This is a genomic window from Micromonospora sp. NPDC050784, from assembly GCF_044456765.1.
GTDB lineage: Bacteria > Actinomycetota > Actinomycetes > Mycobacteriales > Micromonosporaceae > Micromonospora > Micromonospora foliorum.
On the sequence record NZ_JBITGG010000006.1, the window covers coordinates 155,295 to 175,171 of the forward strand.

20 protein-coding genes and 1 tRNA gene are annotated in these 19,877 nt (G+C 71.4%); 13 read left to right on the top strand and 8 right to left on the bottom strand.

What is annotated here, in order from left to right:
• Positions 1-1,278 carry an MFS transporter gene (locus ACIBD9_RS10550; RefSeq protein ID WP_396716426.1) on the bottom strand — a complete coding sequence of 426 codons (1,278 nt, stop codon included), beginning with the start codon at positions 1,276-1,278 and terminating at the stop codon, positions 1-3.
• Positions 1,275-2,624 (bottom strand): GH1 family beta-glucosidase, encoded by a 1,350-nt coding sequence (locus ACIBD9_RS10555; RefSeq protein ID WP_396716428.1) that lies wholly within the window; start codon positions 2,622-2,624, stop codon positions 1,275-1,277. Before ACIBD9_RS10555 ends, ACIBD9_RS10550 begins: the two co-directional genes overlap by 4 nt.
• A 188-nt stretch (positions 2,625-2,812) precedes the next feature.
• On the opposite strand from ACIBD9_RS10555, the gene ACIBD9_RS10560 reads away from it, so the two are divergent.
• Complete coding sequence (locus ACIBD9_RS10560; protein WP_396716429.1) at positions 2,813-3,259, top strand: SRPBCC family protein; 447 nt, start codon at positions 2,813-2,815, stop codon at positions 3,257-3,259.
• A gap of 251 nt (positions 3,260-3,510) precedes the next feature.
• On the opposite strand, the gene aceE is transcribed toward ACIBD9_RS10560, so the two are convergent.
• Entirely contained in the window at positions 3,511-6,249 is a 2,739-nt protein-coding gene (aceE, locus tag ACIBD9_RS10565; protein ID WP_396716431.1) for a pyruvate dehydrogenase (acetyl-transferring), homodimeric type, read from the bottom strand.
• Between the two features lie 178 nt (positions 6,250-6,427).
• Between aceE and ACIBD9_RS10570 the strand changes: the two genes are divergently transcribed.
• From ACIBD9_RS10570 to ACIBD9_RS10605, 8 genes are all read left to right on the top strand, one after another.
• Positions 6,428-6,910, top strand: coding sequence for a hypothetical protein (locus tag ACIBD9_RS10570; RefSeq protein WP_396716433.1), 483 nt, complete (start codon positions 6,428-6,430; stop codon positions 6,908-6,910).
• Positions 6,911-6,936: 26 nt separating this feature from the next.
• Positions 6,937-7,341 carry a YjbQ family protein gene (locus ACIBD9_RS10575; RefSeq protein ID WP_387171886.1) on the top strand — a complete coding sequence of 135 codons (405 nt, stop codon included), beginning with the start codon at positions 6,937-6,939 and terminating at the stop codon, positions 7,339-7,341.
• A 647-nt stretch (positions 7,342-7,988) separates the two neighbouring features.
• Positions 7,989-8,393, top strand: a complete 405-nt coding sequence (locus ACIBD9_RS10580) for a MarR family winged helix-turn-helix transcriptional regulator (protein WP_396716693.1) — start codon at positions 7,989-7,991, stop codon at positions 8,391-8,393.
• Between the two features lie 51 nt (positions 8,394-8,444).
• Complete coding sequence (locus ACIBD9_RS10585) at positions 8,445-10,943, top strand: thiamine pyrophosphate-dependent enzyme (protein ID WP_396716435.1); 2,499 nt, start codon at positions 8,445-8,447, stop codon at positions 10,941-10,943.
• Between the two features lie 110 nt (positions 10,944-11,053).
• The gene (locus ACIBD9_RS10590) at positions 11,054-11,491 is read left to right on the top strand and encodes a DUF3052 domain-containing protein (protein WP_030330240.1); all 438 of its coding nucleotides are present in this window, start codon (positions 11,054-11,056) and stop codon (positions 11,489-11,491) included.
• Between the two features lie 87 nt (positions 11,492-11,578).
• Complete coding sequence (locus ACIBD9_RS10595) at positions 11,579-12,043, top strand: peroxiredoxin (protein WP_238657275.1); 465 nt, start codon at positions 11,579-11,581, stop codon at positions 12,041-12,043.
• Between the two features lie 75 nt (positions 12,044-12,118).
• A tRNA-Val gene (locus tag ACIBD9_RS10600) sits at positions 12,119-12,190 on the top strand.
• A gap of 403 nt (positions 12,191-12,593) precedes the next feature.
• A complete protein-coding gene (locus ACIBD9_RS10605; RefSeq protein WP_396716437.1) occupies positions 12,594-12,848 on the top strand; it encodes a hypothetical protein in 255 nt (84 codons plus the stop codon).
• A gap of 13 nt (positions 12,849-12,861) precedes the next feature.
• On the opposite strand, the gene ACIBD9_RS10610 is transcribed toward ACIBD9_RS10605, so the two are convergent.
• Positions 12,862-13,470, bottom strand: a complete 609-nt coding sequence (locus tag ACIBD9_RS10610) for a hypothetical protein (RefSeq protein WP_396716439.1) — start codon at positions 13,468-13,470, stop codon at positions 12,862-12,864.
• 216 nt (positions 13,471-13,686) lie between these two features.
• Here ACIBD9_RS10610 and ACIBD9_RS10615 point away from each other — a divergent pair, with 216 nt between their 5' ends.
• Positions 13,687-14,241: a hypothetical protein gene (locus tag ACIBD9_RS10615; RefSeq protein ID WP_396716441.1), complete on the top strand. Its 555-nt coding sequence runs from the start codon at positions 13,687-13,689 to the stop codon at positions 14,239-14,241.
• Here the strand turns inward: ACIBD9_RS10615 and ACIBD9_RS10620 are convergent.
• The 3 genes from ACIBD9_RS10620 to ACIBD9_RS10630 all read right to left on the bottom strand — a co-directional run bounded on the left by ACIBD9_RS10620 (position 14,235) and on the right by ACIBD9_RS10630 (position 16,949).
• A complete protein-coding gene (locus tag ACIBD9_RS10620; RefSeq protein ID WP_396716443.1) occupies positions 14,235-15,611 on the bottom strand; it encodes a hypothetical protein in 1,377 nt (458 codons plus the stop codon). The two genes, ACIBD9_RS10615 and ACIBD9_RS10620, sit on opposite strands and share 7 nt — an antisense overlap.
• Positions 15,608-16,111, bottom strand: a complete 504-nt coding sequence (locus ACIBD9_RS10625) for a SigE family RNA polymerase sigma factor (protein WP_396716445.1) — start codon at positions 16,109-16,111, stop codon at positions 15,608-15,610. Before ACIBD9_RS10625 ends, ACIBD9_RS10620 begins: the two co-directional genes overlap by 4 nt.
• A 94-nt stretch (positions 16,112-16,205) precedes the next feature.
• Positions 16,206-16,949 carry an SDR family NAD(P)-dependent oxidoreductase gene (locus ACIBD9_RS10630; protein ID WP_396716447.1) on the bottom strand — a complete coding sequence of 248 codons (744 nt, stop codon included), beginning with the start codon at positions 16,947-16,949 and terminating at the stop codon, positions 16,206-16,208.
• Between the two features lie 236 nt (positions 16,950-17,185).
• Here ACIBD9_RS10630 and ACIBD9_RS10635 point away from each other — a divergent pair, with 236 nt between their 5' ends.
• The 3 genes from ACIBD9_RS10635 (at position 17,186) to ACIBD9_RS10645 (ending at position 19,656) form a co-directional block, all read left to right on the top strand.
• A complete protein-coding gene (locus ACIBD9_RS10635; protein ID WP_396716449.1) occupies positions 17,186-17,815 on the top strand; it encodes an HAD-IA family hydrolase in 630 nt (209 codons plus the stop codon).
• Positions 17,816-17,938: 123 nt separating this feature from the next.
• Positions 17,939-18,418: a GNAT family N-acetyltransferase gene (locus ACIBD9_RS10640; RefSeq protein WP_396716451.1), complete on the top strand. Its 480-nt coding sequence runs from the start codon at positions 17,939-17,941 to the stop codon at positions 18,416-18,418.
• Between the two features lie 95 nt (positions 18,419-18,513).
• On the top strand, positions 18,514-19,656 hold the full coding sequence (locus tag ACIBD9_RS10645; protein WP_396716453.1) for a polysaccharide pyruvyl transferase family protein: 1,143 nt from the start codon (positions 18,514-18,516) through the stop codon (positions 19,654-19,656).
• 8 nt (positions 19,657-19,664) lie between these two features.
• On the opposite strand, the gene ACIBD9_RS10650 is transcribed toward ACIBD9_RS10645, so the two are convergent.
• On the bottom strand, positions 19,665-19,871 hold the full coding sequence (locus tag ACIBD9_RS10650) for a hypothetical protein (protein ID WP_238657264.1): 207 nt from the start codon (positions 19,869-19,871) through the stop codon (positions 19,665-19,667).
• Between the last annotated feature and the right edge of the window lie 6 nt (positions 19,872-19,877).

The following is a 19,877-nucleotide window of genomic DNA, read 5'->3' on the forward strand; positions in this document are numbered from 1 at the left end:
TCACGGCACCGAGCGGATCTTGACGACCAGGGCGCTGCCGAGCAGGGTGACCACGGCGGTGACCGCGTAGAGCGTGGGATAGCCGCCCAGGTACACCACGAGCGGGGCGGAGAGCGCCGGGCCGAGCACCTGCGGCGCCGAGTTGGCGATGTTGATGACGCCCAGGTCCTTGGCCCGGTCGGTGGCCCGGGGCAGCACCTGCGTGATCAACGCGGCGTCCACCGAGAGGTAGACGCCGTAGCCGGCGCCGAGCAGCAGCGCCGCGACGATGGCCATCGGCCAGACCGGCGCGACCGCGAGCAGCAGCGCCGCCACCGCCATGATCAGCCCGGAGACGATCACGTAGATCTTGCGGCGGCCGGACCGGTCGGACAGCCGGCCGGCGACCACCGCGGTCAGCATCATCCCGAGCGTGTAGAGCAGGATCAGCACCAGCAGGCCGCCCTCGGGGTCGGGGTGGCGCACCCCGTCGGTGAGGAAGTACAGCAGGTAGAGAGTGCCCAGGGCGTTGCCGAGCTGGACCAGGAACCGGGTGATCCAGGCCCAGGCGAAGTCCGGGTGCTGGCGGGGGCTGATCCACATCGAGGCCAGCAGCGCCCGCGTCCGGATCGCGGGCCGATGGGTACGCGGCAGCGGTTCGTCGGGGGTGAGCAAGGCGAACGGGAGTGACAGCAGCAGGACGGCCACGGCGATGGCCAGGTAGCCGGCGGCGTTGCCGGTGACCACGGCGGTGACCAGCACCGCGCCGAGCACCAGCCCGAGCGCCTGTGGGATGCCCACCCAACCCGAGACCCCGCCGCGCTGCGTCACCGGAACCCGGTCCGGAATGGCGGCACTGAGGCTGGCCAGCATCGCGTTGAAGCAGACCTGCGCGGCGACCCAGGCGAGGGCGACCCCGAGGATGGTCCGCTGCTGGGCCAGCAGCACCAGGGCCGCCGCGCCGAGCACGGCCCCGCCCGCCGTCCAGACGTGCCGACGACCGAACTCGCGGCCGGCGATCCGCAGGCAGGTTCGGTCGGAGAGGGCGCCCGCGAGGGGGTTGGCCAGCACCGCCGCCAGCGCGCCGAGACCGGTGACCACGGCCAGCATGTTCTCCTTGCCGCCGGGCGCGATCTGCTCGATCTGCTGGGGCAGCAGCACCTGGATGGGCGTGAAGAACGCCATCCACACGCCGAGGTTGGCCGCGAAGATCAAACCGATCCAGCCGCGCCGCACCGGCACCGTCGGCTCGGCGAGCGCCGCCGGCAGCGACGCCGGCGTCGGGTCGAGGGTGGTCACCGCGCCGACCCCGGGCGGCTGGCCGCGATCACGTCGCGCAACCAGGTGTACGACGACTTCGGCGTACGGGTCTGGGTGGCGTAGTCGACGTGCACCAGACCGAAGCGTTTGGTGAACCCCTCGGCCCACTCCCAGTTGTCCAGCAGCGACCAGACGAAGTACCCGCGGACGTCCACCCCGTCGTCGATGGCGGCCCGAACCGCCCGCAGGTGCCCGTCGAGGTACGCGATCCGCTCCGGGTCGGCCACCCGCCCGTCGGCGTCGGGTGCGTCGTCGTACGCGCAGCCGCTCTCGGTGATCTCGATGGGCGGTAGCGCGTCGCCGTACGTGTCGCGCAGCCAGCCGAGCAGTTCGCGCAGCCCGTCGGGGGCCACCGGCCAGTCGAAGGCGGTACGCGGGTAGCCGTCCAGCGGCACGAGGTCGAATGGCAGGGGTGAACCCTCCTCGGCCGCCCGTACCCCGGTGGGGTTGTAGTAGTTGACCCCGAGCACGTCGATCGGCGCGGCGATCGTGTCCAGGTCGCCGGGGTGGATGACGCTCGGGTCGAAGCCGGGCAGCTCCGGGTAGCCGCGGCCGAGCAGCGGGTCGGTGAAGAGTCGGTTGTGCAGAGCCTCGTACGCCGCACCGGCGGCCCGGTCGGCGTCACGATCGCCGAGCACCCGCACCGGCGAGTAGTTGTTGGCGATCGCCACCGGGCTGGCGGTGTGTGCCCGCAGCGCGGCGACCGCAAGCCCGTGCCCGAGCAGTTGGTGGTGGGCGACCGGGAAGGCGTCGAACAGGAGCATCCGGCCGGGGGCGTGCACGCCCATGCCGTAGCCGAGGCTCATGTGGATGAACGGCTCGTTCAGGGTGATCCAGAGCCGGACCCGGTCGCCGAGGCGGGCGGCGGTCTTCTCGGCGTACTCGGCGAACCGGGCGGCGGTGTCGCGGTGCAGCCAGCCGCCGGCGTCCTCGAGGGGTTGTGGCAGGTCCCAGTGGTAGAGGGTGGCCACCGGGTCGACCCCGGCGGCCAGCAACTCGTCCACCAGGCGGTCGTAGAAGTCGAGTCCGGCCACGTTGGCCGGACCGGCGCCGGTGGGCTGGACCCGAGGCCAGGCGACGGAGAACCGGTACGCGGAGACGCCCAGGCCGGCCAGCAGCGCCACGTCCTCCGTGTACCGGTGGTAGTGGTCGCAGGCCACCGCACCGCTGCTGCCGTCGCTGATCACGCCGGGGGACTGGGCGAAGGTGTCCCAGATGGACGGAGCTCGGCCGTCGGCCGTGGTGGCGCCCTCGATCTGGTGGGCCGATGTGGAGACGCCCCAGCGGAAGCCGGTGGGGAACTGGGGCATCGGTGCGGTCGACATGCGCCCTCCCGGTCAACGTGAAACGTGTTCGGGACTTTAGGGCGCTCTCGATGAATGCGCCATAGGCCGGCCTGGCGCATTCCGCAATGGTTGATCGGCGTGTCTTTTTCCGAACCCGTCCAGGTAAGTCCGATTTAGCGCATAGAGTGCCGATATCGTGGGATGTCCTCACCGGAGGAAAGACGGAAATGATCCTCGTGGAACGCAGTGCGCACGTGGCGGCGCCAATTGAAGTGGTCTGGGATGTCGTGCAGCGGGCCGAGCAGTTGCCGGCCTGGCTGGCCGGGGTCCGCGCGGCCGAAGTGCTCTCGGGAGAGGGCTTCGGACGGCGACAACTGGTCCAGGCGGGGCGCGGCTCGGCGCATGAGGCCGAGGTGATCGCCTACCAGGAGCCGACGCTGATCGGCTGGCGGGAACGGGCCAAGGGCGCCGGTGCTCGGGCGGAGGCGCGCACCGAGATCTACGTCCAGCTCACCGGAGACGATGAGGAGGGCGGGACCATCGTGCGCCTCATCGTGGTCCGCTGGCCGGCCGGCCCGGTCAAGGCGGCCCTGCTGCGCCTCGGACTGCGTCGGGTCGGCGCCGACCTGGAGGACTCGCTGGCCCGGCTCACCGACCTGGCCGCCGTCGGCTGACGAGCGCATCCTCCCGGCGTCACCCGCGACGGCGGTGGTCCGGATCCCCGCCAGGGCCCCCGGACCACCGCCGCTTCTCCGCTGCCCCCGCCCTCCGTTGCGGCCGATCATGGAGTTGTGGTGCCCGGCGCGAGGTGACTCGACCGCTTCGTCCCCCACCACAACTCCATGATCGACCCGAGCGGGGGGTGGGTCGTAGCGAACAGAAGGGCCCGGCGCGCAAGCGCCGGGCCCTTCCGATCGTGCTGGAATTAGCTGTCGCCGCCGGTCTCGCCGACCGGGGCGGCGTTGACGTCGTCGATCGCGTACTTCTTGGCGGCCTCGGCCGGCACCGTGGTCGCCACCGCGCCGCTGCGGGCGAGCTGCCGCAGCGTGGCCACCACGATCGACTCCGCGTCGACGTGGAAGTGCCGGCGCAGCGCGTGCCGGGTGTCCGACATGCCGAAACCGTCGGTGCCGAGCGACGTGTAGTCGCCGGGTACCCAGCGGGCGATCAGGTCCGGTACCGCGCGCATGAAGTCGCTGACCGCGACCTTCGGCCCGTCCGCGTCGGCCAGCTTCTGCTGGATGTACGGAACCTTCGCCTCGGCACCCGGGTTGAGCAGGTTGTACTCCTCGGTCTCCACCGCGTCGCGGCGCAGCTCGGTCCAGGAGGTCACCGACCAGACGTCGGCGCCCACCCCCCAGTCCTGGGCGAGCAGCTGCTGGGCCTTGAGCGCCCACTGCATCCCGGTGCCCGAGGCGAGCAGGTTGGCCTTCGGGCCGTCGACCTGCGGTGCCGGCGAGTAGCGGTAGATGCCCTTGAGCAGGCCCTCCACGTCCACGTCGGCCGGCTCGGCCGGCTGCAGCGTCGGCTCGTTGTAGACCGTCAGGTAGTAGAAGACGTTCTCCTGCGCGTCCCCGTACATCCGGTGCAGACCCTGCTCCAGGATGTGCGCGATCTCGTACGCGAACGCCGGGTCGTACGCGACCACCGCCGGGTTGGTGGCGGCGATCAGCAGCGAGTGCCCGTCCTCGTGCTGGAGGCCCTCACCGTTGAGCGTGGTCCGACCCGCGGTGGCGCCGAGCAGGAAGCCCCGGGCCATCTGGTCGGCCGCGGCCCACAGCCCGTCGGCGGTCCGCTGGAACCCGAACATCGAGTAGAAGATGTACATCGGGATCATCGGCTCGTCGTGCGTGGCGTACGCCGAGCCGGCCGCGGTGAACGAGGCCACCGAACCGGCCTCGTTGATCCCCTCGTGCAGGATCTGCCCGGTGGTCGACTCCTTGTACGACAGGAACAGCTCCCGGTCGACCGAGGTGTAGCGCTGGCCGTGCGGCGAGTAGATCTTCGCGGTCGGGAAGATCGAGTCGAGACCGAAGGTGCGGGCCTCGTCCGGGATGATCGGCACCCAACGCTTGCCGAACTCCTTGTCCTTCATCACGTCCTTGAGCAGACGGACGAAGGCCTGCGTGGTGGCCACCTTCTGCTTGCCCGAGCCGCGCTTGATGTCGGCGAACCGCTCCGGGCCGGGGATGGCCAGTCGCTTCGTGCTGGTCCGCCGGGACGGCAGGTACCCGCCGAGCTGCTCGCGCCGCTCCTTGAGGTACGCCAGCTCCTCGGACTTCTCGCCCGGGTGGAAGTACGGCGGCAGGTAGGGGTTGTCCTCCAGCGCCTTGTCCGGGATGTCCAGGTAGAGCCGGTCGCGGAAGGTCTTCAGGTCCTCCAGCGTGAGCTTCTTCATCTGGTGGGTCGCGTTGCGGCCCTCGAAGTGCGAGCCGAGCGTCCAGCCCTTGATCGTCTTCGCCAGGATGACTGTGGGCTGACCGGTGTGCTCGGTGGCCGCCTTGTAGGCCGCGTAGAGCTTGCGGTAGTCGTGCCCACCCCGCTTGAGGTTCCAGATCTCGTCGTCGCTGAGCGGCTCGACCATCTTGCGGGTCCGTGCGTCACGGCCGAAGAAGTGCTCCCGCACGTACGCGCCGGACTCCGCCTTGTAGGTCTGGTAGTCGCCGTCGGTCGTGGTGTTCATCAGGTTGACCAACGCGCCGTCGGTGTCCGCGGCGAGCAGCGGGTCCCACTCACGGCCCCAGACAACCTTGATCACGTTCCAGCCGGCGCCCCGGAAGAACGCCTCCAGCTCCTGCATGACCTTGCCGTTGCCCCGAACCGGCCCGTCCAGCCGCTGGAGGTTGCAGTTGATCACGAAGGTGAGGTTGTCCAGCTCCTCGCGGGCGGCCACGCCGATGGCGCCCAGCGTCTCCGGCTCGTCCATCTCGCCGTCGCCGAGGAACGCCCAGACGTGCTGCTGGGAGGTGTCCTTGATGCCGCGGTGCTGCAGGTACCGGTTGAACCGGGCCTGGTAGATCGCGTTCAGACCGCCGAGGCCCATCGAGACGGTGGGGAACTCCCAGAAGTCCGGCATCAGCCGAGGGTGCGGGTACGAGGGCAGCCCACCACCGGGGTGCGACAGCTCCTGGCGGAACCCGTCGAGCTGGTGCTCGCTGAGCCGCCCCTCCAGGAACGCCCGCGCGTACATGCCGGGGGAGGCGTGGCCCTGGTAGAAGATCTGGTCGCCGCCGCCCGGGTGGTTCTTGCCCCGGAAGAAGTGGTTGAAGCCCACCTCGTAGAGCGACGCCGAGCTGGCGAAGGTGGAGATGTGCCCGCCGACGCCGATCTCCGGGCGCTGCGCCCGGTGCACCAGCATGGCGGCGTTCCACCGGACGTACGCCCGGATACGCCGCTCGACGTGCTCGTCACCCGGGAACCAGGGCTCGCGCTCCGACGGGATGGTGTTGATGTAATCGGTGGTGGTCAGGGGCGGAACCCCGACCTGGCGCTCACGGGCCCGCTCCAGCAGGCGCAGCATGACGTAGCGGGCGCGTTTGGCGCCGCGTTCGTCGATGACACCGTCAAGCGACTCGACCCATTCGCTGGTCTCTTCAGGGTCGATGTCCGGAAGCTGGCTCGGTAGGCCGTCGCTGATCACCGGGCGCTTGCGTTCCGTAGCCACAGGCGTTCCCTCGGTTGTGTGTGGGATAGGTCTCTAGCGCCATCCTGCCCCCTGGTGGCACCCGTCGTCACGTCTAGGTCCCCCCGACGCGATGCTGAACACAGGTACTCGCCGGTAACTTAGCGCGACGACCGGACCGAACCTGAGCGGTTTGACCGCCACTCCTACCGTCACCACCATGAACGGACGCCCTGTCGCGGTCGCCGCGAGCATGATCGTTGTCGGGACAGCCGGCCTGGTCATCGGCGCGGTCGCCCTCGTCTCCGGCACCAACTGGCCGATGGTGGGACTGGTCGCCCTCGGCGTACTGCTGGTCGTGCTCGGCGCGGCCCTGCTGCGGCAGACGAACCGCGCGGCCCGTCGGACCGGCCGCCGGCGCCATTCAGAGACAGACGGCGCCGGGTACGGCCTCTACGCCGGGCCGACCGGGGACGTCGGTAGCGGTTGGCACGTCGACCGCCAGCGGGACGGCGACCACGACCGCTCCGACGGTACGGAACCGGTCGGCGGCAGCACCGACTCGGGCGGCGGCTGGTCCGGCTGGGGCTGGTCCAGCGGTGACTCCGGCGGAGGCTCGTCCGGTGGGGGCTGGTCCGGCGGTGACTCCGGTGGGGGCTGGTCCGGCGGCGGCGACTCTGGTGGCGGTGGCGGCAGCTCCTGACCGCACCCTGCGGCAGAATGCGACGTATGCGCAGCGACGTGATCACCGTCCAGACCGGGTCCCGGCCGACCGTCCGGGACATCACCGCGGAGGCCCAGCAGTTCGTCTCCGGCGAAAGCGACGGCCTGCTGCACGTCTTCGTGCCGCACGCCACCGCCGGCCTGGCGATCATCGAGACCGGGTCGGGCTCCGACGACGACCTGCTCAGCGCGCTGGGCGACCTGCTCCCCGCCGAGGACCGCTGGCGGCACCGACACGGCTCGCCCGGCCACGGCCGCGACCACGTGCTGCCGGCGTTCATCCCGCCGTACGCCACCCTGCCGGTGCTCGGCGGCCAGCTCGCGCTCGGCACCTGGCAGTCGATCTGTCTCGTCGACACCAACGGCGACAACCCGACCCGCCAGGTCCGCTTCTCCTTCCTCCCCGCCTAACCGCCCGCCGGCGGGCCGCGCCCACCCTCCGCCCTGCGCCCCGCGCCCCGCGAACGCCCTGCGCACCAGGCGCCGCGCCTGCAAGATCGTGCTCGATCCTGGATGTAGTGGGGTTGGGGGCGCGGGAGGCCACTACATCCAGGATTTTGCGCGCGGCGCAGGGCCGCCGCCCCCGTCTGCCGGCTGATCGCCACCTCGCGCAGTCCGTCGCCTTGTCAAGATCCACGCAACATCAGGGAACCTGCTGCCTCAACCCGTGCTGAGACAGCAGTTTCCCTGATGTCGCGTGGGCAGCGGCTTACGTGGATTCGGCGAGGCGGGCTGCGGCGGGGCTGCGGCGAGGCGGGCTGCGGGGTGACCGGGCTGCGGCGGGGCGGGGCTCGGCGAGGCGGGCTGCGGGGTGGCGAGGCTGCGGGGTGGCGGGGCTGCGGTAGGGCGGGGCTGCAAAGTGGCGGGCCGGGCGGGCTGAGCGGGCCGGGCTGCGGACCGGTGTGGTCCGCCCATGCCCGTCCGGACGGTGTGCCCGGCCCTGATCGCTGAGCTGGCCGCACGGGCGTGCTGCGTACGATGTGGTCGTGACGCGGCAGGTGGGTTCCGTGGGCAAGCCGGTGGATCGGGCCGGTCTCGCCGTCGATGTGGTGCGGCGGATGGCGCACGTCACCGACGCGCTGCGGCATCGGCAGGGCTCCGCGTTCGCCGAGTTGGGGCTCACCCCGGCGGCGGCCCGGGCGCTGCAGGAGTTGGACCCGGACCACCCGCTGCCGGCCCGGGATCTCGCCGGTCAGCTGGGTTGCGACCGGTCGAACGTGACGGTGCTGGTCGACAAGCTGGAGCAGGCCGGGCTGGTCGAGCGCCGCACCGACCCGACGGACCGGCGGCAGAAGACGCTGCTGGTGACCGGGGAGGGTCGGGTCGTGCGGGCCCGGGTGATCGAGGTGATGTCCGACTCCCGACTCCTGTCCGGGCTGAGTGACGGGGAGCTGAACACCCTTCGTGAGCTGGTCTGGAAGGTGTCCGACGGCGGTTGTCCGGAGTCCTGCGGGCCGGAGTGAGCGCAACCCCGACGGCCGTGTCCCACTGGGCGAGCAGGGCTTCCGTCGGTAATGCTGTCCGACGTGACCACCCCGCAAGATCTCGACGACCGGTTCCGGGAGACGCTGGCGGCGCTGCCCGCCGCCGAGCGGCGGCGTGACCCCGCCGACCCGGTCACCGACGACGCTCCACTGACCGGCGCGCAGGTGCTGGACCTGTTCGACGCGCAGGTGACCAGCCGGCAGCTCGACCTGGCCGGGCGCTGGTTGCGCAGTTTCGGGGAGGGTTTCTACACGATCGGCTCGGCGGGGCACGAGGGCAACGCCGCGGTCGCCGCCGCGCTGCGTCCCACCGATCCGGCGTTGCTGCACTACCGCTCGGGCGCCTTCTACTGCCTCCGCGCCGCCCAGGCCGCCGCCGACCCGGCGCTGACCCCCGACCCGGTGCAGATCGCCGACGCGGCCCGGACCGCCGACTCCGAGCCGACCGTCCACGGCGCATCGGCCCACGAACCCGAGTCGACCGCGGGTCCGCGGGCGTCAGAGCCGTCCGGGACCGAGCCGACCTCGGCGACCGGGGCTGCCACCGGGTTCGAGGCGTACGCCGACGCGGCGCGGGACGTGCTGCGGGGGATGGTCGCGTCCAGCCTGGAGCCGATCGCCGGGGGCCGGCACAAGGTGTTCGGCCGGGCGGATCTGGCCATCGTGCCGACCACCTCCACCATCGCCTCGCACCTGCCCCGCGCGGTCGGGATGGGACTGGCCGTGGAGCGGCTACGCCGGTTGGACAGCGTCGGGCGGCGTACCGGGGCCGGGGTGCGGGTGGGTAGCGGCGCGGGCGCCGCGCACGCCCCCTGGCCACCGGACGCGATCGTGGTCTGCTCCTTTGGCGACGCCTCGGTCAACCACGCCAGCGCCACCGCCGCCTTCAACACCGCCGGGTGGTACGACCACGCCGGGCTGCGGATCCCGGTGCTCTTCGTCTGCGAGGACAACGGGTTGGGCATCAGCGTCCGCTCGCCGGAGGGTTGGGTCGAGGCGACCCTGCGGGCCAAGCCGGGCATCCGCTACTTCAGCGCGGACGGGGCCGACCCGGTGGGGACGTACGCGGTGGCGGCGGAGGCCGCGGCCTGGGTACGCCGCAACCGGCGGCCGGCGGTGCTGCACCTGCGCACCGTACGGCTGATGGGGCATGCCGGGGCGGACGCGGAGTCGGCGTACCGGAGCCCGGCCGAGCTGGCCGAGGACCTGGACCGGGACCCGGTGGCCGCCACCGCGCGGCTGCTTGTCGACGCCGGGGTGGCGACCGGCGAGGAGCTGTTGGCCCGGTACGACGAGACCGGCTGGCAGGTACGTCGGCTGGCCGAGGAGGTGCTGGGCGAGCCGAAGCTGGCGTCCGCGGCCGACGTGGTCTCGGCGTTGGCGCCCCGGCGCCCGGTGCGGGTGGCGCGGGCGGTGGCCGACGCCGCGGCGCGGGCCAGTGGGCCCGGCGCGGGCGCGCGGGAAGAGGCGTTCGGTGGCAAGCCGCCGGAGCTGGCCGGGCCGATGACGTTGGCGCAGAGCATCAACGCCGCACTCGCCGACGGGATGCTCGACCACCCGCAGATGGCGGTCTTCGGTGAGGACGTGGCCGCCAAGGGCGGTGTGTACGGGGTGACAAAGGGGCTGCGTGACCGTTTCGGGGCGGCCCGGGTCTTCGACACCCTGCTCGACGAGACGTCGGTGCTCGGGCTGGGCCTCGGTGCCGGGCTGGCCGGGATGCTGCCGGTGCCGGAGATCCAGTACCTGGCGTACCTGCACAACGCCGAGGACCAGCTGCGCGGTGAGGCGGCCACGATGCGGTTCTTCTCGCAGGGGGCGTTCCGCAACCCGATGGTGGTGCGGGTGGCGGGCCTGGCGTACCAGGAGGGGTTCGGCGGGCACTTCCACAACGACAACTCGGTGGCCGTACTCCGGGATGTGCCCGGTCTGGTGGTCGCGGTGCCGGCGCGGCCGGACGACGCCGCGCCCATGCTGCGAACCTGTCTGGCGAGCGCGGCGGTGGACGGCAGTGTCTGCGTGTTCCTGGAGCCGATCGCGCTCTACCACACCCGCGATCTGTACGCGGAGGGTGACGGTGAGTGGCTGGCCGGCTATCCGGAGCCGGGCGGGTGGGTGGCCGGGCACGTGCCGATCGGACGGGCCCGGGTCTACCGGGTCGGCTCGGCGGACGACCTCACCATCATCACCTTCGGTAACGGGGTGCGGATGTCGCTGCGGGCCGCGGCCGTCCTCGCCGAGGAGGGGGTGGGCACCCGCGTGGTGGATCTGCGGTGGCTGGCCCCACTGCCGGTGGCGGACATCATCCGGGAGTCCTCGGCGACCGGTCGGGTGCTGGTCGTGGACGAGACGCGCCGCTCCGGCGGGGTCGGCGAGGGCGTGATCGCCGCGCTGGTCGACGCCGGATATGTCGGAGCCGCACGTCGAGTGGCGGGAGTTGACTCGTTTGTACCATTAGGTCCGGCAGCACTTCACGTACTGGTCTCCGCGGAAGCCATTACCGACGGTGCCCGTACGCTGCTGGCACGGTAAATTCCGTTCCACCCGGTGCGCCACTTGCGCGCAGACGCACAACTGTGTGGACTTTGCCTGACGGCGTCGCCGACGCCGCGAGCAGGGACGAGATGAGGAGGCACGCGACAGTGAGCGCGACCGCTGGTCAGGCCGCCGACGGGGTACGCAGCCTGGCGGACCGGTTCGGGATCGAACCGGGGATGGTCGTCATGGAGATGGGGTACGACGACGACGTCGACCAGGATCTCCGAGACGCCCTGACCGACCGCTGTGGAGATCTGGTCGACGAGGACACCGACGAGGTGGTCGACGCCGTGCTGGTGTGGTACCGCGACGGCGACGGTGACCTCTTCGAGCTGCTCGTCGATGCCCTCGGCCCGCTGGCCGACAACGGCGTCGTGTGGCTGCTCACCCCGAAGGCGGGGCGCGAGGGGCACGTCGAGCCGAGCGAGGTCGCGGAGTCCGCGCCCACCGCCGGCCTTCAGCAGACCTCGACCGTCAACGCCGGCCGGGACTGGAGCGGCGCACGTCTGGTGCTGCGTCGAGGGGCCAAGGCCAAGAAGTAGCCAGCGCCGCTCCGCTCGCCCGACGGTCCGCCCACCGCCGGGTTGCAGGCTGCGCCGTTCACCCGGCTCGACGCGAGGAGAGTTCGCATGCCCATCGAGGTTGGTACCGAAGCGCCGGACTTCGTACTCAAGGACCAGAACAACCAGGAGGTCCGACTCTCGGACTTCCGGGGCAGGCGCACCGTGCTGCTGGTCTTCTACCCGCTCGCCTTCACCGGCACCTGCCAGGGCGAGTTGGGCGAGGTGCGCGACAACCTCGGCGACTACGTGAACGACGACGTCCAGGTGCTGACCATCAGCGTCGACTCGGCCTACAGCCACAAGATCTGGGCCGACCGTGAGGGCTACCAGTTCCCCATGCTGGCCGACTTCTGGCCGCACGGCGCCGTCGCCCAGGCGTACGGCGTCTTCAACGACGTGGCCGGCTTCGCCAACCGGGGCACCTTCGTCATCGACAGGACCGGCGTGGTCCGGTTCGCCGAGATGAACGGCCCGGGCGAGGCCCGCGACCAGCAGGGCTGGCGCAAGGCCATCGCCGAAGCGACCACCTGACCGGGGTACGCCGTGCGCCCGGGTCGGTGGCGGGCAGGTAAGCTTGCCAGCCACCGGCCCGCCACAGGGCGATCCGGGCGCGTAGCTCAGTGGGAGAGCACTCGCCTTACAAGCGAGGGGTCGCAGGTTCGAAACCTGCCGCGCCCACACGTTGACCAGCAAGTGACGAGGGCCGCCGGATGCCGGCGGCCCTTTTTGTCGTCTCAGTCGGCCTTGCACAGCGAGCCGGCGAGGTCTGTCTGGCCCGGCGGGACACCCGCGAATCGGTAGCGGGCTCGGGTGTGGCCCGCGCTGCCAGATCCGACTATGGCCAGAGCCTTGGCGGCAATCTGACACGAAGAATCCTCGGTGAGGCCCGTACGGTAGAAAGACAGGCTCTGGTGGGACCGAACCTAGCGATACCCGAGCGGACCGGCATGGAGAGAGGGTTCCAGAAATGGCGCTGGTGTCGTGTCGTGAATGTAGCCACAGAGTGGCGGATAGCGCGCCAAAATGCCCCAACTGCGGTGTGGTGTCGCCCGGCGGTCAAGCGCGGCTTGAGGTCCGGAGAGTGGCACGGGTGCAAGGGAAATGGGTGCCATTGGCGGTGTGGATCGACTCCGACCACGTGGGAGATCTCGGCGGCGGCGAGAGCGTCACTCGCCTGGTCACGCCGGGCCTTCATCGCATCCGTTGTCAGTTGCAGCAGGGCCACCTCCAGGCAGGAGAACAGGAGGTCGACGTTCCGGCCGGCCGCCATCTCGTGGTCACCGTGGCCACCAGCCGGTGGAATGGGAAGCCCAGCTTCACGCCGGAGTTGGCCTGAAACACCAGCTCGCTCAGGCCGGTTGGTGATCCCTCCACGACTGAACCGACTTCTTCCTCATCCGCAGAGCGGACCCGAGGACGCCCACGCAGCTCAGCGCGGGGCAGACCCACCAGTCCCCCGGGTCTGGCCCGCCCTTCTGAGTAAAGGCCAGCACGGCCCACACGAGGCCGAGGAGATATCCACCGAAAACACCGAGTAGCGGTGCCCAGTGTTGATCCCCATGCTTCGGCGCTCGCGACGGAACAAGGTACAGGCAGCCGGCGACCGCAATGAGTCCGAAAATGCCCGACCACTGCAGGAGTTCCCTGAGCCCGCCTCCCTGGTCCGGCGAGAACTGAGAGCCGGCCCAAATCTGGGTAACGAACGAGGCCACCAGGTAAAGAATGCTCCAGGCCACCGCCATCCGCAGCGTGGCCTGCACCTTGAACGACCCGAGCCTGAACTGGTCGTGCGACCGGTCCAGCAAGACTGAGGTCACACCTACCGCATCTCGCCCGAAACTCCACCAGGCCCACAGGGTGCTCACTACCAGAAATGTTGAGACCACCAAGGAAGGGGAGCCGAACAATAGCCCCAAAAACCATTCAATAACAGAGTCAGGCGTCGGTGGCTCGCTCATTTTCGAAGTGTGTCACGCCCAACTGCCGCGAGATAGGGGCCGGGACCGACCGTCCTGATCAGCCGGTTGCGAGCCTGCGGAGTCTGACGTGATCAGGTGATGAAAAGTAGGTCAGCAAGGCGCCCGGTGCCTATTTCTCATCACTTGATCATGTGAACCAGGGGAGGCGTCAGCGCCCAGTGGGCGGGACCGAACCGGTAACGCCATGATGGGCGGGTGCAGGACACCGTCGCCGTCGCGCTCATCACCTCTCTGTCCACTCTGGCCGCCGCCGCCCTGACCGGGCTGGTCGGCGCGCTCAGCACCCGTCGGCAACTGGCCCACCAGCTCACCGTCGCCCGGCAGGAGAGCGTCGAGCGCCGGGCCACTCGTCGGCACGAGCTGCGGCGGGACGCGTACGTCCGGTTCCTGAGCGCCTGCGACCAGGCGTACCGGCAGTTGGACCGACGGTGGCTGGACGTCGGCGGGAGTGAGCCGGTGCCCGGCTACGACGAGGCGTACGCGGCGATGCGCGCCGTGGACGAGGCGTACAACCTGGTGTTGCTGGAGGGCCCGACGGAGGTCGCGGCGGCCGGCCGGGCCGTGTTGACCAGCCTCACCGCGGAGTACGCCGACCAGCGCCGGTTCGGTGACGAGCCGGGCGACGGGAGCGCGCCGCTGCGGGACCGGCACCGGGAGCGCTGGCTCGCGGCGATCGAGGTACGGACGAATCGCCGGATCTTGTTCGTTGACGCGGTACGCCCGGTGTTGGATCCGGACGCCGCTCAGTAGTCGGTGGCGGACGCCCGCCGATCGTCGAGCCACCGCCGGGTCCGTCCGCGGGTGCCGTAGAGGACCGCCCCGGCGACGAGCACCGTCACCAGTGCCGTCCAGAGCCAGAACCGCCCGCCCACCCCGCCCGGTGGCTGCGCGTCGCGGACCCGTCCGCCGCGGATCACCTGATCGGCGACGTCGACCGCGTTTACCTGGGCGGGCGCGGTCAGCACGGTCCGTGGCGCGGTGGCACCGGGCGTGAGCGACAGCACCCGTACGCTGCTCGCCTGCTCTGCGGTCGCGGGCGGCCCGGTCTGCTCCTCCAGCGGACGCTCGGGCGCGTCACCGTCCTGCTGATGGGCGGCCACCAGCGCCGAGCCGTCCGGTGTCCAGCCGAGCAGCCGGACGGAGACCATCCCCGTCACGGCGGGCAGGCGTAGTGGCTCACCGTCGCGCCCGGTACGGGGGTCGACCTGGCGCAGTGTCCAGTCGCCGGTGGCCGGCCGTCGGGTGGCCAGCGTCAGCGTGGTGCCGTCGGGGCTCCAGGCACCCTTGCCGGCCAGCCAGGATTCGTCGGGCAGGAGGAACGACGAGAGTTCCCGACCCTGCACGTCGACCACCGCGACGGTGTGGCCGTACTGGTAGGCGAGTCGGCCGGGGGCGGCGGCGACGGTCGATCCGAAGCGCGCCTCCTGCGCGCCGGACGCCAACGTGGTCCAGCGCCCACCCTCCAGCGGGGCGATGCTCAGCACCGACGTGTAGGTGGCTCCGTCGAAGGCGACCGGCACCTCGTCCCGGACGACCAGCGACGCGCTGTCGGCGAACCAGCCGACCGGCGTGCTCGCCACGGTGTTGGTGACGCTCGACGTCAGGTGCCGGGTCCGGCCCGTGACCAGGTCGACGACGTCGACGCCGGGTTCGCCCTGGTCGCCGTCGGGTCGGGCGAGGTGCCGGCCGTCGGGGGAGAGGTGGATTGACTCGCCGGCCGCCGCGTCCCCACCCGCGCGCACGATCCGATAGCGGTCGGAGTCCCCGCCGACCAGCCCGACGATGCTCGTGTCGAACCAGCCGCGCAGGCGTGGCGCGGGGCCGCTGAAGATGACCGAGGCGGACCCGAGCCGGGGACGGTCGGTGACGTGCAGTGCGCCGATCGGTGGCAGGCCGAGCCGGTCGGGCAGCGCGGCGTCCGCGGCGGCGGGGTCGAGGGCAGGGGTACGGGTCAGCGGCACCGCCACCCCGGCCAGCGCGAGCAGCACCACCGCCCCGGCAGCGGCGGCCAACCGGCGGCGGCGGGAACGACGGGCGGTGGCGAGAGCGCGCTCGTACACGGGGTAGGTGCGCACGTCCTCGGCAGTGGACCGCAGCGCGTCGCGGAGTCGGACGGTCATCGGGTGCTCCTCTCCGGGGTGTCCTGCACCAACTCCGGAGCGACGGCTCGCAACCGGCGCAGCCCGTCGTGGCCGTGTCGCTTCACGGTGCCGATCGAGCAGCCCAGCGCCTCGGCGACCTGGGCCTCGGTCAGGTCCTCGTAGTAGCGCAGCACGATCACCGCTCGCTGACGGGGGCTGAGCTCGCGCAGCGCCGCGTTCAGGGTCAACCGCAGCGTGGTGGCCTCGCTGTGATCCACGTCGGCCCGTTCGGTGGGCGCCGGCTCCAGCCGCTCGACCAGCCGACGGCGCCGCCACCAGGAGATCTGCTGGTGGTACATGACCCGCCGAACGTACGCCTCCGGGTTGCCGTCGCGGACGCGCCGCCAGTGCCGATAGGTCCGGGCGAGGGCGGTCTGCACCAGATCCTCGGCAAGCTGGTGATCACCGGTGAGCAGGTACGCGGTCCGGCACAGCGCCGGCGAACGATGCACCACGAACTCGTGGAACGACTCGACCATGCCCACCCCCTCGCACAGGAGAAACGCCTCCCGCCCGTGAGATGGTTGAGGGGCCGGGCGGCACCGGATGGCGCGGCGACGCCGCCCGGGCTCCTCAGCTGGTGAAGCCGCCGTCCACGTTGACCACCGCGCCGGTCACGTAGCCGGCCTCGGGGCTGGCCAGGTGCGCGACGGTGGCCGCGATGTCGGCGGGGCGAGCGTACCGGCCGACGGCGGTGAATCCGCTGATCGCCGCCGCGTTCGGTCCGTCCGCCGGGTTGGCGTCGGTGTCCGTCGGCCCGGGGTTGACCAGGTTGACGGTGATGGCCCGTGGGCCCAGCTCACGGGCCAGGCCCCGGGTCAGCCCGACCAGGGCGGTCTTGCTCATCGCGTAGAGCGTCAGCCCGGGAAAGACCGCCCGTTCACCGACGTTGCTGCCGATGCTGATGATCCGTCCGCCGTCGCCCAGGTGCCGCAGGGCCGCCCGCGCGGCGACGTACGGTGCCCGGACGTTGACCGCGATGGTCTGCTCCAGCTCCGCCGGGCCGAGTTCGTCCACGGCGCCGACCAGGAACACCGCGGCGTTGTTCACCAGAATGTCCAGCCGACCAAGTTCGGCGGCCGCCCGGTCGACCGCGCCCTGCACGGCGGCCGGGTCGGCGCCATCCGCCTGGATCGCCAGCGCCCTCCGGCCCAGCGCCTCGATCTGCTTCACCACCATCGCAGCCCGCTCGGCGTCCTGCCGGTAGGTCAGCGCCACGTCGGCCCCGTCCTGTGCCAGGCGCAGGGCGATGCCGGCTCCGATGCCCCGGGAGCCCCCGGTCACCAGGGCGACCTTGTCGTTGAGTGTCGTCGTCATGCGAACGATCATGTGGCCGTGCCGACGTCCTGTCTGGCGGTCATCGGACGCCTCGCTCCGACCGCCAGGTCCGATCCCCGCGATCCTCAACGGCCTGCCGACCCGGCGGGCCGCCATGATCCGCGCAACTTCACTGATCCTGCTGCCTCACCAGGCGACGAGACAGCAGGATCACCGAAGTTGCGCGGACCTTGCGAGGTGGGGGAGGGTGGGGCGGCGACTCGGGGAGCGTGGTCATGGAACTGGCAGGCATTGGCGCGGTGCTGTTCGACATGGACGGCACCCTTGTCGACTCCGACGCCGCCGTCGAGCGGGCCTGGGAGCGGTGGGCCGCCGAGTACGCCGTCGACCCGGCGTCGGCGTTGGCGATCGCGCACGGCAGCCCGGCCGACCGGACCATCCGCCGGCTGCTGCCCGAGCTGGACGAGGCGGCGGTCGCCGCTGCCGCGGCCCGGCAGTTGGCGTTGCAGTACGACGACCTGTCCGACGTGACGGCCACCCCGGGGGCGCACGAGCTGCTGAACGCGCTGGGCCGGTTGGGGTTGCCCTGGGCGGTGGTGACCAGCGCCGACAGGCGGCTCGCCGAGGCCCGGCTCGACGCCGCCGGCATCAAGGCACCGGTGCTGGTCACGGTGGAGGACGTCAGCGTCGGCAAGCCGGACCCGGAGGGATATCTGCGGGGCGCGGCGCTGCTGGGCGTACCCGTGGGGCGTTGCCTGGTCGTCGAGGACGCCGAGGTCGGTCTGCGGGCCGGGCGGGCGGCCGGGGCGATGACCGCCGCGCTCAAAGGGCTCGACGGCGACCTGCGCCTGCCCGATCTGGCCCAATTGGCGCACCAACTGGAGTCGGCACCCACGGTGCCCTGATCAGGGTCACCGTCAGCCACGGGCAGCGGGTAGCCGAGCCGTCCGCCCCGGCGTGGAAACCATTGGCGTGTCCGGGCCGGTTCTGCTGCACTACCCGCTGCCGACGACGAAGGGGGAGACGCGGTGGAGTTGACGCTGAAGCCGATGACCGCACCGGAGCTGGACCGCCTGCTGGGGTCACTGGAGCAGGGGTACGCCGAGGACCTGGTGGCGCACCGGCGGATGACCCCGGAGGCGGCCCTCGAGCGGTCGGTCACCCAGATCCGGGAGTCGCTGCCGGCGGGGGTGGACACCGAGGGGGCGCTGCTGCGCATGGGCCGGGTCGGCGACACCGAGGTCGGCTGGATCTGGGTGACCCTGCCCACGGCCTCCGCCCCGGACCAGGCCTGGATCCACAACATCGAGGTGCACGAGGAGCACCGGGGACGCGGGTACGCGCGCCGGATTATTCAGCTCATCGAGGCCGAACTCGCCCACCTCGGCGTGCCCGAGTTGGGGCTGAACGTCTTCGGTACGAACACCGTGGCGATCGGCCTCTACCGCAGTCTGGGCTTCGAGGTCACCTCGCAGCAGATGGCGAAGCGCCTCACCCCGGCGAGCTGACCCGCCGGCGACCCCCAGGGACGGGTCCCCTCGGCAGGACTGTTCACCTGCCCAGCGGGAAACCGGCGCGGACCGCACCTGGGGAGGAGCGACGGATGACGCATGGCGCCGGACTGACCATCGGTGTGCTCGGCTCGTACGGTGGACGAAACCTCGGCGACGAGGCGATCCTCACCGGCCTGCTCACCGATCTTCGCACGCAGGAACCGAACGCCCGGATCATCGTCTTCTCGCGGAACCCGGAGCACACCCGGGCCGCGCACCCGGACGTCGAAGCGGTTCCCTGGGAGGGCGTGAGCCGTACCGACTCCGCCCTGGTCCTGGCCCAGCTCGACCTGCTCATCCTCGGCGGCGGCGGCATCCTCTACGACCGGGAGGCCCGCCGCTACCTGCGGGTGGTCCGGGTCGCCCAGGAGCGAGGCCTGCCACTGATCACGTACGCGGTGGGGGTCGGGCCGCTCAGCGACGGGGTGGACACCGGCATGGTCCGGGAAACCCTCTCCAGCGCGACCCAGGTGACCGTCCGGGACCAGGAGTCCCGGATGGTGCTGGAGGAGGCCGGTCTACTCAACCCCATCACGGTGACCGCGGACCCGGCGTTCCTCCTGCAACCGGAGGAGTTCCCGGCCCACCTGCTGGCCGAGGAGGGTGTGCCGGTCGGCAAACGGTTGGTCGGGATCAGCGTGCGGGAGCCGGGCCGGGCCGCCGAACGCCTCGACGTGGATGGTTACCACCGGCTGCTGGCCCAGATCGGTGACTTCCTGGTGCACCGGATCGACGCGTACGTGCTGTTCGTGCCGATGGAACGCGACGACATCCGGCACTCCCACGGGGTGCTGTCGCACATGGTCGCCGCCGAGCGGGGCCGAATCCTGCACGGCACCTACACCCCGCAGCAGGTGCTGGGGCTGATGCGCCACTTCGACCTGGCCGTCGGCATGCGCCTGCACTTCCTGATCTTCGCGGCGATGGTCGGTACGCCGTTCCTGCCCCTGCCGTACGCCGGCAAGGTCTTCGACCTGGCCCAACGGCTCGGTGTGCCGGCGCTACGTGGCGTGGAGCGGGAGGTCGAGGGGCCGCTGCTGGCCGAGGTCGACCGACTCTGGGACGAGCGGGAACAACGCGCCGAGGCCACCGCACGGCGGGTGGCGGAGGTGTGCGATCAGGCGCGGGGCACCTCGGAGGTCACCCGTGGCGTCTTGGAGAGCCTGCGCAGTCAGGCCCTCACCCGGGTCTGAGTGGGCGGTCACACCGCCGGCCCGGTCCACCGGTAGCGCCACTCGCGGGCCTCCTCGCGGGCCGTCTCCAACTCGTAGATCTGCGCGTCGGCCAGCCCACCGGAGCCGAGGTGATGGTGGGTCAGCGGCGGCCGGCCGTTGCTGTCCAGTTCGACGGTGATGGTCTGCCCGTCCGCCGTGCCGCCGACGAGAGGGATCTGCACGGATGAAGCCATGCGCCC